The sequence below is a fragment of the Streptomyces sp. NWU339 genome (assembly GCF_003143855.1).
Classification (GTDB): domain Bacteria; phylum Actinomycetota; class Actinomycetes; order Streptomycetales; family Streptomycetaceae; genus Streptomyces.
This window is the reverse complement of sequence record NZ_QFRK01000027.1, coordinates 49384-61935: the sequence shown is the minus strand read 5'-3', so window position 1 is coordinate 61935 and position 12552 is coordinate 49384. Positions and strand designations below refer to the sequence as shown.

Annotated in this window: 10 protein-coding genes; 4 read left to right on the top strand and 6 right to left on the bottom strand. The window is 70.3% G+C overall.

The features are described 5' to 3' along the window. Positions 1-3: 3 nt before the first annotated feature. The 4 genes from DIZ27_RS27375 to DIZ27_RS27360 form a co-directional block, all read right to left on the bottom strand. Entirely contained in the window at positions 4-1263 is a 1260-nt protein-coding gene (locus tag DIZ27_RS27375; RefSeq protein ID WP_109381126.1) for a cytochrome P450, read from the bottom strand. Positions 1264-1390: 127 nt separating this feature from the next. Continuing rightward, entirely contained in the window at positions 1391-2176 is a 786-nt protein-coding gene (locus DIZ27_RS27370) for an IclR family transcriptional regulator (protein ID WP_109381125.1), read from the bottom strand. A 188-nt stretch (positions 2177-2364) separates the two neighbouring features. After that, positions 2365-3054, bottom strand: a complete 690-nt coding sequence (locus DIZ27_RS27365; protein WP_109381124.1) for an HD domain-containing protein — start codon at positions 3052-3054, stop codon at positions 2365-2367. A gap of 2 nt (positions 3055-3056) precedes the next feature. Then, a complete protein-coding gene (locus DIZ27_RS27360) occupies positions 3057-4253 on the bottom strand; it encodes a 4-hydroxybenzoate 3-monooxygenase (protein ID WP_219933656.1) in 1197 nt (398 codons plus the stop codon). Positions 4254-4485: 232 nt separating this feature from the next. Here DIZ27_RS27360 and DIZ27_RS27355 point away from each other — a divergent pair, with 232 nt between their 5' ends. The 3 genes from DIZ27_RS27355 to DIZ27_RS27345 are packed head-to-tail and all read left to right on the top strand — an operon-like array spanning position 4486 to position 8817. Further along, positions 4486-5298, top strand: coding sequence for an SDR family NAD(P)-dependent oxidoreductase (locus tag DIZ27_RS27355; RefSeq protein WP_109381122.1), 813 nt, complete (start codon positions 4486-4488; stop codon positions 5296-5298). Between the two features lie 32 nt (positions 5299-5330). Beyond that, positions 5331-6545, top strand: a complete 1215-nt coding sequence (locus DIZ27_RS27350; RefSeq protein WP_109381121.1) for a serine hydrolase — start codon at positions 5331-5333, stop codon at positions 6543-6545. Positions 6546-6564: 19 nt separating this feature from the next. Next, positions 6565-8817, top strand: coding sequence for a cytochrome P450 (locus DIZ27_RS27345; protein WP_181383715.1), 2253 nt, complete (start codon positions 6565-6567; stop codon positions 8815-8817). A 77-nt stretch (positions 8818-8894) separates the two neighbouring features. Here DIZ27_RS27345 and DIZ27_RS27340 read toward each other — a convergent pair whose 3' ends face one another. Beyond that, entirely contained in the window at positions 8895-9479 is a 585-nt protein-coding gene (locus tag DIZ27_RS27340; RefSeq protein ID WP_109381120.1) for a TetR/AcrR family transcriptional regulator, read from the bottom strand. Positions 9480-9900: 421 nt separating this feature from the next. On the opposite strand from DIZ27_RS27340, the gene DIZ27_RS27335 reads away from it, so the two are divergent. Beyond that, the gene (locus DIZ27_RS27335; protein WP_219933655.1) at positions 9901-11397 is read left to right on the top strand and encodes a glucose/sorbosone family PQQ-dependent dehydrogenase; all 1497 of its coding nucleotides are present in this window, start codon (positions 9901-9903) and stop codon (positions 11395-11397) included. Between the two features lie 71 nt (positions 11398-11468). Here DIZ27_RS27335 and DIZ27_RS27330 read toward each other — a convergent pair whose 3' ends face one another. Beyond that, positions 11469-12134, bottom strand: a complete 666-nt coding sequence (locus DIZ27_RS27330) for a dihydrofolate reductase family protein (RefSeq protein ID WP_109381119.1) — start codon at positions 12132-12134, stop codon at positions 11469-11471. Positions 12135-12552 lie beyond the last annotated feature (418 nt).

Here is a 12552-nt window from a genome sequence, read left to right as displayed (position 1 = left end):
GGGTCAGTCCTCCCAAGTCACCCTGACCGCGGCGGGCGCGCGGAAGGAGAGGTTGTCACCGAAGTGGATGTCGGAGTCGTCGGCGAGGCGGAGGCCGGGCGCGAGGCGGGCGGTCTCCTCGAGCGTGATCTTCGCCTGGAGCTTGGCCAGCATGTTGCCGAGGCAGTAGTGGATGCCGAATCCGAAGGACAGGTGCTCCCGGGCGTTGGCCCGGCCGATGTCGAAGGACTCGCCGTCCTCGAAGCGGGACGCGTCGCGGTTGGCCGAACCCATCAGCAGCAGGATGTCGGCGCCCTTCGGGACCGCCACACCGCCGATCTCGGCGTCGCGCAGGGCCTTTCGGCGCCAGCCGACGATGGAGGGGCTGTAGCGCAGCACCTCGTCGACCGCGCCGGGGATGCGACGGGGGTCCTCGACGACCTGACGCCACTGGTCGGGGTGGGAGAGCAGCACCCGCAGGGCGTTGGAGATCAGTGTGGTGGTGGTCTCGTGTCCGGCGAAGAGCAGTGAGTAGCAGACCGAGGCGATCTCGTGGTCGCTGATCGGGTCGCCCTCGGCCTGCATCCGGACCATGTCGCCGACCAGGCTGTCCCGCTCGGTCTCGTGGGCCTCGGCGACCAACCGGCGGCATTCCGCCCAGTACTCGACGAGGTTGCGGGCGTGCGGCACCTGCTCCTCGTCGGAGAGGTCTCCCCACGTCATGGCCGAGCGGGAGTCCGACCAGCGCTTGAAGGTGTCGATCTGCGAGACGTCGGCGCCGATCAGGGTGAGGATCGTGACCGTCGGTACGTCGTAGGCCAGGTCCCGGACCAGGTCGCCGTGGCGCTCGGGGCGGGCCAGCATCGTTTCGAGCAGCCGTACGACGTTGGCGCGGATGTCGGGTTCGAGCACCTTGAACCGGCGCGGGGTGAACGCCTTGGCGGCGACCTTGCGGATCCGGGTGTGCTCCGGGGGGACCCGGGCGGAGAGGCCGGAGTAGGCGGTGAAACCGCCCTCCTCCATGATCTGCTTCGCCTGCGGACCGCGCTCGCGCACCGGCGCCTGGGCGTTCTCGGAGGAGAAGGTCTCCCAGTCCTCGAAAACGGCCTTGATGTCGTCGTACCGGCTCACCACCCAGCAGCCGATCCGCTCGTCGTACATCACCGGCTCCTCCGCGCGGAGGGCTGCGTACGACGGGAACGGGTCGTCCTGGGCGAACGGCTCGTAGCCGTGATGGATCGGACAGCCCGGAGCCGTGCCGGCCGGGGTCTGGGTCGACGTCATCCCGCCTCCTGTTCATCACGTCGCCGTGTGACGACCACCTCATCGTGGCCCGGGCACCTCGGGAGGTCCACGCGCGACTTCCGTTGGACGGAAGTGGTTCCCGCCTCGGGAAGCGGCTCGCGCGAGGTCAGGAGCGTCCGCGGCCCGACCGCCGCGGGATGCGGGCGAGGCTGGGCTGGGGGCGGGCGGCGGCCGCCTCGATGCGGCGCGCGATGCCTCGCAGGGCCGGCAGGTGGCGGGTCATCGTGGTCCCGTCGCTCGACAGCATGACCAGGCCGATGGCGGCCGGGTGGGGTTCGAGACGGACCGGGACGGCGATCGAGCACGACCCGGCGCGCACCTCCTCCTGGGTGGTCGCGTAACCCTCGTCGCGGACCCTGCGCAGCTCCGCGGCCAGCCGTCCGGGGTTCACATGGGTGTGCCGGGTGGCCGCCTCGAGCCGGTGGGCGAGGTACGCGTCGCGCACCCACTCCTCCTCGTAGGCCAGCAGCACCTTGCCGACCGCGGTGGCGTGCAGCGGCAGACGCCCGCCGACGCGGGAGGCGCGAGGGACCCGGGTGGAGCCGTAGATCCGGTCGATGTAGAGGGCCTCGTCGCCGTCCCTGATCGCGATGTGCGCGGTCTCGTGGGTGAGGGAGAACAGGTCCTGGAGATAGGGCCTCGCGGTGTCGCGCAGATGGCGGCCCGCGTTCTGGGCGACCTCCCACAGCCGCAGGCCCACGGTGTAGCGGCCCTGTTCGTCACGCTCCAGCGCGCCCCACTCGACGAGTTCCTTCGCGAGACGGTGCGCGGTGGGCAGGGGCAGGCCGGCGTGCTCGGCGAGGCCGCTCAGGGACTGCGCGTTGGGACCGCTCTCGAAGGCGCTGAGCAGCGCGAACGCCTTCGAGGTCACCGTGCGGCCGTCACCGCGCATGGGGCCTCCAGAGATCGTCGGGGTGCCATCGTCGCGCACGGTGGGCGGCCCGTCGAGCGCGTGGGGCGTGCCGCCCGCGCGGGGCGCGGCTCGTGCGGGGCGCGGCTCGTGCGGGCGACGCCTCGTACGGGGCGCGGCCCGTCGGCCGGAGGAATGTGTCCCGGCCCGGCCGAAGGCGCCTGCCCGTCTCAGCCGAGCGCGATCCGCTGGGGCGTGCTGTCGATCGCCGCGACCGCGGCGAGGGCGCGGGCCATGGTGCGGGCGGCGTCGGTGAACAGGTGGTCGTGGACCCGGCTGCCGATCAGTGTGTGCGCCTGCTCGCGGGTCAGCCCGAACCAGTCCATGACGGTGTCCACGCCGTGCGGGGTGAGCCGCCAGAGCTTGTCGGCGTCCTTGACCAGCGAGTCGTTGAGGGAGAGCGCGGTGAGCCGGGTGTCGTGACCGTCGATGATCCCGACGATCTCGGCCGCCCGCGCGGGATCGTGGCCGAGCCGGGCGAGGATGTCCGCGGCGATCGCGGCGCCCTCCTTCTCGTGGCGCAGGACGAGGTCGTGGCGGCCCCCGCCGGGGCGGATGGCCTCGAGCACCTCGTCCTCGGGCACCCTCGACCAACCGGTGTCGTGGAGGATGATCGCGGGCAGCACCACATCTCGGTCGGCCTCGGGATGCAGGTCGCACAGGGCTGCGGCGAGGCCGTAGGAGTAGGCGGTGTGGCCGTCGTTGCTCCGCACGTGGAGGTGTTCGACGGCCAGGCGCCATACGGCGTCGTCCTCGGGCCGGAAGCCCGCGGTGCCGGGCACGCCGACGCGGTCGGGCAGGTGGCCGGTGACGTCCGTGCCGAGCTGGTTGGCGGTCGGGCTCTGACGGGGCAGTGCCATGTTCATCGTCCTTCCGGCCAGCCGGTGTAGGCCTCGGCGAGGTAGGTCGAGCCCGCGGTCGAGCCGGTCACCGCGGACAGTTCGCCCTCCTGGCGCCGGACGTCGAACGGGCTGGCCCCCGGCAGCGTGTGCAGCATCGTGGTCATCCAGTAGGAGAAGTGCTGGGCCTTCCAGACCCGGCCGAGGGCCCGCTCGCTGTAGGTCGCCAGCGGGGCGGTGTCACCGCTCGCGACCGCCCGCTCGAGCTCCTCGGCCAGTACCCGTACGTCGGCCAGGGCCAGGTTGAGGCCCTTGGCGCCGGTCGGCGGCACCGTGTGCGCGGCGTCGCCGGCGAGCACCAGCCGACCGTGGTGCATCGGCTCCTGGACGAAGCTGCGGAACGGCAGCACGGTCCTGGAGGTGATCGGCCCCTCCTTGAGCGTGTGGCCGTTGGCCCCGACGCGTGACTGGAGTTCCTCCCAGATCCGGTCGTCGGACCAGGTGGCGGCGTCCTCCGCGGGGTCGCACTGGAAGTACATCCGCTGGAGGGTCTCGGTGCGCTGGCTGATCAGCGCGAAACCCCGCGGCGAGTGGTTGTAGATCAGCTCCGGCGCGCTGGGCGCCGCCTCGGTCAGGATGCCGAACCAGGCGAAGGGATACTCGCGGAAGTACTGCGTGCGCCGTGCCTCCGGCACCTCGCGGCGGCACAGGCTGCGTGATCCGTCGGCGCCCACGAGGAAGTCGGCGCGCACCTCGTGAAGGGTGCCGTCGGCGTCGGTGAACCGCATGACCGGGGAGTCGGAGGTGAGGCCGTCGACCGTGACGTCGGTGACGCCGAACCGGACGTCGCCGCCGTCGCGCTCGCGGGCGTCGGCGAGATCGATGAAGACGTCGGTCTGGGGGTAGAGCTGGGTCGAGGCGCCGACCAGCCCCTGGAAGTCGATGCGGTGGCCGCCCCCGCCGAACGCCAGCTCGATGCCGTCGTGGCGGTAACCGTCGCGGTGCACCCGGTCGGAGACGCCGGTGTCGACCAGCAGGTCGACCGAGTCCTGTTCGAGGATCCCGGCGCGATGGGTCTCCTCGATCTCCCGGCGACCGCGCAGGTCGATCGCGACGGAATCGATCCCGGCCCGGGCGAGCAGGTGGGAGAGCATCAGGCCGGCGGGGCCGGCCCCGACGATGCCGATCTGCGTACGGCTGTGAATGCGCGAGGAGGACATGGGCGACATTCTGCGTCCGTCCGAGCCGCCCGGCCAGGGCCTTCTTCCGTCCAGTGGAACCGGACCAGGACACCTCCCCGGTGCGAACTGCCGGATTCCGGCGCCCGGACATCCCCGGGAACTAAACCTAGACAGGTGTCAAATTCTTGGTTAGGTTGACCGGACTTCACCGCCGGCAGGCAGGACTTGCCCTGAAGCGGCAGGTCACACCTCAACGACGAGGGGATCGACTATGGAACTCGACGGCAGGATCGCGGTCGTCACCGGTGCGGCTTCGGGCATGGGCCTGGCCGCCGTGAAGGCCCTGGCGGGAGCCGGTGCCACGGTCTACGGCATGGATCTGCGGCAGGAGGACCTCGACCGCGAGTTCGCCGGTCTGGAGCGGGTCCTGGGCCATGCCGCGGACGTCTCCGACTCCGCTGCCGTGAACCGCGTGTTCGACCGGGTCCGGGAGGACCACGGCCGCCTGCACATCCTCGTGAACGCCGCCGGTGTCGCCACGCCGGACAAGGCCAAGCAGGCGTGGGTGGACGGCATCAACCAGAAGATGACCGAGTCCTTCAAGAGCGGCGAGCCCTACCACCCCGAGTTCCTGGACGGCATCTCCGACGAGGACTTCGACCGCGTCGTCGCGATCAACCTCAACGGCACCTTCTACACGATCCGTGCCGCCGTACCGCTGATGAAGGAGAGCGGCAGCGGCTCGATCATCAACTTCGCCTCCGTCGCGGGGCTCATCGGCCTGCCGATGCCCGCCTACTACCCGGCGTCCAAGGCCGCGGTCGTGGGCCTCACCAAGGCGGTGGCGGCGGAGCTCGCCCCCTTCGACATCCGGGTCAACGCGCTGGCCCCGGCCGGCATCAGGACGGCCATGCTCACGGCGTCCGGCGACGACCACGTCCAGGCACTGCTCTCCCTCCAGCCGCTGAAGCGTCTGGCCGAGCCCGACGAGATCGGCCGGACGGTCCTCTTCCTCGCCTCCGACGCGGCGGGCCACTACACCGGTCAGACGCTGGCGCCCTCCGGCGGCGCCCTCATGCTCTGACCTCCCATCGACAACCGGACGGAGAAGATCCAGTGCAGCACACCGAGGCCCCGGAGCCCACGGTCGCCCTCACCGGGACACCCGGCGTCGAGCGCCGCTTCCTCGAGGTCCTGGACGACACCATCCGCGCGGACATCGAGAGCGGCGCGTACCACGGGGCGAACGTCATCGTGGCCCGCCACGGCGAGATCGCCCTGCGCGGCAGCTACGGACTGGCCGACGCCCTGACCGGCCGCCCGACCCGACGCGAGGACGTCTACCGCATCCTGTCCATGTCCAAGGGCTTCACCAACGCCCTGGTCTTCCGGGCCCTCAGCGAGGGCAGGCTGATGCTGTCGACCCGCGTCGTCGACCTCATTCCCGAGTTCTTCGGCACCGAGCCGTTCCGCGCGGCGCGCAAGGACCGGATCAACCTCGCCCACCTGCTCACCCATCGCGCCGGCATGCCCGCGACGCCCAACCCGGGGCTGGGTCCGGAGGGTTTCGCCGTACTCGCCGACGTCATCGAGGCGCTGGCCGGAGTCGACGTCGTGCACGAACCGGGCACGAACCTGAACTACTCGGCGGCCATCAACCACGCGCTGATGGGCGAGATGGCCCGCCGCGCCTACGGTGCCGGTTCGTTCCGGGAGCTCATGCAGGAGAAGGTCTTCGGCCCCGTCGGCATGACGCACACCAGGTTCGGGATGCCCGCCGAATGGCGTGACCTGGGCGTTCCGCTGAAGGTCATCGTCGCCAATGACTCCTGGCTCAAGCCCGAGGACATCGAGTGCCTCAACGAGGTCATCGACCGCGAGGACGCCGAGATGCCCTGGGTCGGCGCGGTGTCCACCATCGACGACGTCTTCGCGTTCACCGAGATGCTGCGGAACAAGGGACGCACCGGCTCCGGGGAGCAGCTCATCGGTGAGTCGGTGCTGGACTTCGCCACGACCAACCAGACCGGCGACCAGATCAACGACCTCTACGGCATGGTCGCCGCCGCCCGCAAGTGGGACCTTCCGCCGGGCAACATGGGCCTGGGCATGGCCCTCGCCGGCACGGGGACGCACGCCCGTTTCTTCGGCCCGTTCGTCTCGCCGCGCACCTTCGGCTCCTACGGCGCCGGTTCGTCCCTGCTGTGGGTGGACCCGGTCTCGGGCATGTCCTTCTGTTTCCTCTCCTCCGGGGTGATGGACGAGGGCGACAACGTCGCCCGCTTCCAGAAGCTCTCCTCGATCGCCGCCTCCGCGGCGACCAGCGTCTGACCCGCGAAAGGACCAGGCCATGACGTCACTGCAGGAAGAGGCCCGTCCCGTGGGCCGCTGCCCCGTCGCCCACGGTTTCGACGCGATGGGTGACGACTACTACCGGGACCCGGCCGCTCATCTGGCCGCGGTCCGGGACACCTCGCCGGTGTTCTGGTACCCGCACCTGAACGCGTGGATCGTCACGCGGCGGGAGGACTGCCTCACCGTTCTGTCGGACTGGCAGACCTACTCCTCGGCCGCCAACTCGGCCGCGGACGTGCCGGCGAAGCACCGGGAGGTCTACCCGCCGGATCTCGTGTCGAAGATGATCGTGGGGCAGGATCCGCCCGGGCACACCGAGACGCGGTCCGTGGCGCAGCGGGGCTTCGTCAAGGAGCGCATGGACCGGCTGCAGCCCGAGATCGAGGCCAGGGCGCACCGCATCATCGACCGGTTCGAGAACAACGGCTGCGCGAACCTGCTCGAGGAGTACTCGCTGGAGCTGACCACCCAGACCATCATGGCGCTGCTGGGTCTCGGCTACGAACACGAGGCGATGCTGCGGCAGTTGCGCGACGACCTGTTCGCCGTGCTGTCGTCCGCGCACGAGCCGCTGCCCGAGCCGAAGCGGTCTCAGGTGTGGGACCGCTTCGTCGAGGCCAACCTGAAGCTGCGTGCCATCGTCGACGCGCGGCGCGACTCCGATGCCGACGACATCATCTCCGTGATGGCGTCGGCCCGGGCGAAGGACGGCTCGTACGCGCTGCCCACGCCCCAGATCGCCCTGCACGTCTCCGAGTTCGCCGCGGCCGGCACGGACACCACGGCCCAGGCCATGACCAACGCGGTGCTCTTCCTGTCCCAGAACCCGCAGGCGCTCGAGGACGCGCTCGCCGAACCGGAGCTCTGGCCCCGGGTCTTCGAGGAGACGTTGCGGCGGCGCCCGTCCTCGACCTTCACCTCGCGCCGGGTGACGCGGGACGTGGAACTGTCCGGTGTGCACATCTCCGCCGGTGACATGGTGTGGGTCGCGCTGGCTTCGGCCAACACCGATCCCGAGCACGTCGAGCGGCCCTTCGAGTTCGACATCCACCGCCCCGACCCCGCCGATCACCTGGCCTTCACGGCCGGACGGCACACCTGCCTGGGCAACCCCCTGGCCCGTGTCCAGGGCGCCACGGGACTGCGGGTGCTCTTCGAGCGGCTGCCGTCGCTGCGCCCGGACGACACGGACGAGCTCGACTTCCTGCGCATGGCCCTGCTCCCGGTGCGCCGTTCGCTGCAGGTGCGCTGGGACGTCGCGGACGTCGAGCGGTCCCGGACGCGGACCGTGCGCACGCTCAACCTGGAGGTGACGGAGCGCACCGAGGCGTCGGAGGGTGTCGTCGCCCTGACCCTGAGCCATCCTGACGGCGGGGAACTGCCGCCGTGGAAGGCCGGGGCCCATGTCGACGTCCATGTGCCGGGCGGGGACGGTGAGCCGTGGGTACGTCAGTACTCGCTGTCCTCCGACCCGCAGGACCGTACCTCCTACCGCATCGGCGTGCTGCGGGAGCAGGCCGGCCGGGGCGGGTCGGCGGCGGTGCACGACACGCTGACGGTCGGGTCCCGGGTCACCGTGTCCTGGCCGCGCAACAACTTCCGGCTCCTGCCCTCGCCCCGCTACCTGTTCATCGCGGGCGGCATCGGTGTCACCCCGATCCTGCCCATGGTCCGGGAGGCCGAGCGGGCCGGCGCCGAGTGGGACCTCGTCTACGGTGGACGCACGCACGCGTCGATGGCCTTCCGCGACGAGCTGGCCGTCCACGGCGACCGCGTCACGGTGGTCCCCCAGGACGAGCTCGGGCTGATCGACCTGTCCGGTCTGCTCGGTGAGGTACGCGAGGGGACGCTCGTCTACGCGTGCGGTCCCGAGCCGCTGCTGCGGGCCGTGGAGGAGAACACCGCCCACTGGCCGAAGAACTCGCTGCGCATGGAGCGTTTCGCCCCGAAGCCCGTGGTGCGGACCGTTCCCGACACACCGTTCCAGGTGGAGTTCGCCGAGTCCGGGACGGTCGTCGAGGTCGGCGCGGACGAGACGATCCTGGAGGCCGCCCAGAACGCCGGGCTCCCGGTGGTCTCCTCGTGCAAGACCGGTACGTGCGGCACCTGCGAGACACCCATCGTCTCCGGCCGGGCCGACCACCGGGACTCGATCCTCACCCCGTCGGAGCAGGAGGCCGACAGGACCATGCTGATCTGCGTGTCCCGGGCCGCGGCCGACTGCCCACGACTGGTGCTGGGCGGCTGACCCCGGGCCGTTCACCCGCTCCCCCACTCCGTCGGGAAATCCGTTCGCCGGGTTTCCCGACGGAGTCCTGTGTCCGGTCAGTCGTCGAACAACCGGGCCCACTGCCGGGCCAGTGAGGTGAGGATCAGCTCCTCCCGCTCCTTGTGGCCGCGGATGTACAGGAAGTAGAAGTTGCGTTCCAGGCTCATCATCAGCGTGGCCATGTGCACTTCGCGTTCCGCCCGTTCGTCCTCCGTCGCACCGTCCAGGTGGAGCGACGCGTGGGCCGACGAGACGCGCCTGATCAGGCCCAGCCATTCCTCGAGTACGTCCGGGTCGATGGCCATGGCCTGGTTGACGGCCTCGAACTCGGTGGCGTAGCGCAGCCACATCTCACGGGCGGTGCCCATCCACTCCCGCATGGCCCCGGGTGTGTGCCTCGGCATCCCGTCCAGTACGGCGTAGAGCTCGGCCACCTCGGCCTCGATCTCGGTCATGCGGGCCCTGATGATCTGGGACTTGCTGTTGAAGTACAGGTACAGATTGGCCCGGCTGCTGCCGGCCGCGGCCGCGATCTGGGCCATGGACGTGCGCTCGTAGCCCTGTTCCTTGAAGAGGCGCAGGGCCTCGTCGACGAATCGCTGACGGGTGGCGATGCTCTTGGCCGTACGGTTCGTTGCCATGCGGAGCCCCTGACTCACGAGGAGAAGCGGTGGGTCACGGGACACTCCTGGGCGGTCGGCGCGGCGGTACGGCACTGCCGGTGCAGTCTAGCCATCCGGGCGAACCACGATGCGGGGTGCTCCTCGCACTCCGATCGGGTGAACACCGGTGGCGCGCCCCTTGAGCGCCCTCGAAACCTGGGTTTACCGCCGGGCCGGCCACCGCGCACAGCGGCAGCCCGGCACTCCGGCCCTCAACTCGTCGGGGTGGGGCGGTCCTTCAGACCTGCCCGGACGGCGACCGGGCGGGTTCTCGCGCATGTCCCGCCTTCCGGCCACGGCGCCCCGTCACCCGAACGGCGGAATGCCGCGACACCCGGAGTGCTGAATCGATTACTCCAGGCGATGCTCGGGCAGGGGCAACCTCACTGGAAGGAACCGCATGCACCACATACTGCGCGGGCCGGTGGCGACCGTACTCGCCCTGGCCCTCGGCGCCTCCCTCACCGGCGCCGCCGTCACCGGCGGAGACCCCTCCGGCACCTCGGACCCCGACGCCGTCTCCCCTCCCGCCCGCACCGGCACACCGCCCGCCTCGGGCATGTTCGCCAAGCGTGTCGTGGCCACCGGCCTGCAAGACCCCTACGAGGTCGTCCGGGCTCCCGACGGATCCCTGTGGGTCACCGAGAAGACCGGCAAGAAGGTCACCCGGGTCGACCCGAAGACCGGCGCCAAGACCACCCTGCTCAGCCTGCCGCAGGCCGTCCACAGCGAGGGCGGGCAGGACGGTGTGCTCGGCCTCGCCATCGAGCAACGGCGCGGGACCGGCGAGGTGTACGCGTACATCTCCTACACCAACGACATCGACCCCACCCCGGCCGTGCAGGCCCGCACCAAGATCGAGCGCTACACCTACGACCCCGTCCAAAAGCGGCTGCACAGCCCGAAGGCCGTCATCGCCGGCATGCCGGCCAGCAACGACCACCAGTCGGCGCGGCTGCGCCTGGGCCCGGACGGCAAGCTGTACTACACCATCGGTGACCAGGGTGTGAACCAGTTCGGGAACACCTGCAAGCCCAGCTACGCCATGCGGCTGCCCACCGCCCACGAAGTCGAGGGCAGGGACTGGATCGCCTACCAGGGGAAGACCCTGCGGCTGAACACCGACGGCTCGGTCCCCTCGGACAACCCGGTCCTGGGCGGCGTGCGCAGCCACGTCTACACCTACGGGCACCGCAACGCGCAGGGCCTGGCCTTCGGCCCCGACGGCACGCTCTACTCGAACGAGCAGGGCCCGAAGACCGACGACGAGATCAACATCCTGAAGAAGGGCGGCAACTACGGCTGGCCGAACGTCTCGGGCTACCGCGACGACAAGGCCTACGTCTACGCCAACTGGTCCGCCTCGTGGCCGACGCCGTGCGACGAGCTGACCTTCAGCAACTTCGAGATCCCCAAGACGGTCCCCGTCCAGCAGGAGACCGACTTCAAACAGCCCTTCGTCCAGCCGATCCACACCTTCGGCACCGTGGGCTCGGACTTCAACTTCCAGAACCCCAGGTGCGCGCAGGGCGAGGAGTGGTCCCTGTGCTGGCCCACCATCGCGCCCTCCAGCTTCGAGCACTACGGGATGTCCAGGAAGTCCGCCGAAGCCACCGGTAAGGGCATCCCCGGCTGGAACAACTCCCTGGTGATGACCACCCTCAAGGACGGCACCGTCTACCGCGTCGACCTCACACCGGGAGGCCAGGGCGTCAGCAAGGTCACCGAGCTCTTCATGGAGCACAACCGCTTCCGTGACACGGAGTTCAGCGCCGACGGCAGGTCCCTCTTTGCCGCGACCGACTCCGCGGGCCCCGTCCGTGACGCGCAGGGCAGTCCGGTGTCCGACCCCCTGGAGAACCCGGGCGCGATCATCGAGTACCGCCTGCAGGACTGACGGCGTCCCCCGACCTGCCCGGTGAGCCCCGCAGCACGCAGCCGTCCTCGCCCCGCCCGGGCACACCCCCCTCACAGGCCGGGCCCGGGGCGAGGACCTTCGCCGTGCCGTGCGTCCGTCGATCCCTGTGTGCCGGCTCCGTAGGTTCCGTACTCGGGTCGTCCGGTCAATTCGTAGACGTGGACCGCCAGTCCGCGCGGTGTCGCCTCGTGGTGGACGAGGCTCAGGCCGGCCGGGGCGCCGCCGTCCGGGAAGAGACGGCGGCCGGCACCCAGCACCACGGGGGCGACGACCAGGCGCAGTTCGTCGATCAGGCCGGCGGCCAGCAGGGACCGGGCCAGCCGGGCGCTGCCGTGGAGTTGCAGCTCTCGGCCGGGCTGTCGTTTCAGGTCGGCGACCTGGGCGGGGACGTCACCGGAGAGGATCGTGGTCGGGTTCCACCCGGCCTCGGTCAGGCTGTGGGACGCCACGTACTTCGGCAGGCCGTTCATGAGCGGGCCGAAGGGGGGCTCGGTCATCTTCGGCCAGTCCCGCGCGAAACCCACATAGGTGCGGCGGCCCAGCAGCAACGCGTCCGCCCGGCCGAGCCAGGTGGCGGCCATCCGTTCGAACGCCTCGTCCAGATACGGCACGAACCAGCCGCCCCGGGTGAATCCGTCACTGGTGTCCTCGTCCGGGGCCCCCGGGCCCTGGTAGACGCCGTCCAGTGTCAGAAACTGCGTCAGCGTGAGCTTCATCGTCCGCGCTCCTCTCCCGGGCGGGGAAAACGCCTTTCCCCTCGCCTCCTCCTTGGACCACGGAACGCGCGAGAACTCATCGGCCCGGGCGACGGCACGCGTGGATCGTGTGCAATGTGCACGGAAATCGCGAGTGATGCATGAACACCCCGACACGTTCCCGCCATTTGCCGGAGCGGCGCTGCAAAGAAACACCCCTGCAAATCGGCACATTGCCCTTCATGACACCGCACCCCCGATGGCCCATCCGGCACCGCCCGGCGCCCGCGCCGATGTCGGGAGCAGTCACTCTCCTCTTCCGACGGCTTTAGGATCGATGACAGGCCGCCCCCCTCGTACCGGTGTCCTGATCCTCTGGCTCTTGGCAGCCGCGAACGCGGTGTGCCGTACGGGCCAGGCGGAAACATGCGTGAAGAAA

What these genes read in the sequence shown, in the direction of transcription:
- DIZ27_RS27370 (WP_109381125.1), bottom strand. Translation starts at nt 2,176, where the DNA reads ATGCGCGGTGACGGCCGCACGGTGACCTCGAAGGCGTTCGCGCTGCTC.
- DIZ27_RS27345 (WP_181383715.1), top strand. Translation starts at nt 6,565, where the DNA reads ATGACGTCACTGCAGGAAGAGGCCCGTCCCGTGGGCCGCTGCCCCGTC.
- DIZ27_RS27375 (WP_109381126.1), bottom strand. Translation starts at nt 1,263, where the DNA reads ATGACGTCGACCCAGACCCCGGCCGGCACGGCTCCGGGCTGTCCGATC.
- DIZ27_RS27330 (WP_109381119.1), bottom strand. Translation starts at nt 12,134, where the DNA reads ATGAAGCTCACGCTGACGCAGTTTCTGACACTGGACGGCGTCTACCAG.
- DIZ27_RS27365 (WP_109381124.1), bottom strand. Translation starts at nt 3,054, where the DNA reads ATGGCACTGCCCCGTCAGAGCCCGACCGCCAACCAGCTCGGCACGGAC.
- DIZ27_RS27355 (WP_109381122.1), top strand. Translation starts at nt 4,486, where the DNA reads ATGGAACTCGACGGCAGGATCGCGGTCGTCACCGGTGCGGCTTCGGGC.
- DIZ27_RS27335 (WP_219933655.1), top strand. Translation starts at nt 9,901, where the DNA reads ATGCACCACATACTGCGCGGGCCGGTGGCGACCGTACTCGCCCTGGCC.
- DIZ27_RS27360 (WP_219933656.1), bottom strand. Translation starts at nt 4,253, where the DNA reads ATGTCCTCCTCGCGCATTCACAGCCGTACGCAGATCGGCATCGTCGGG.
- DIZ27_RS27340 (WP_109381120.1), bottom strand. Translation starts at nt 9,479, where the DNA reads ATGGCAACGAACCGTACGGCCAAGAGCATCGCCACCCGTCAGCGATTC.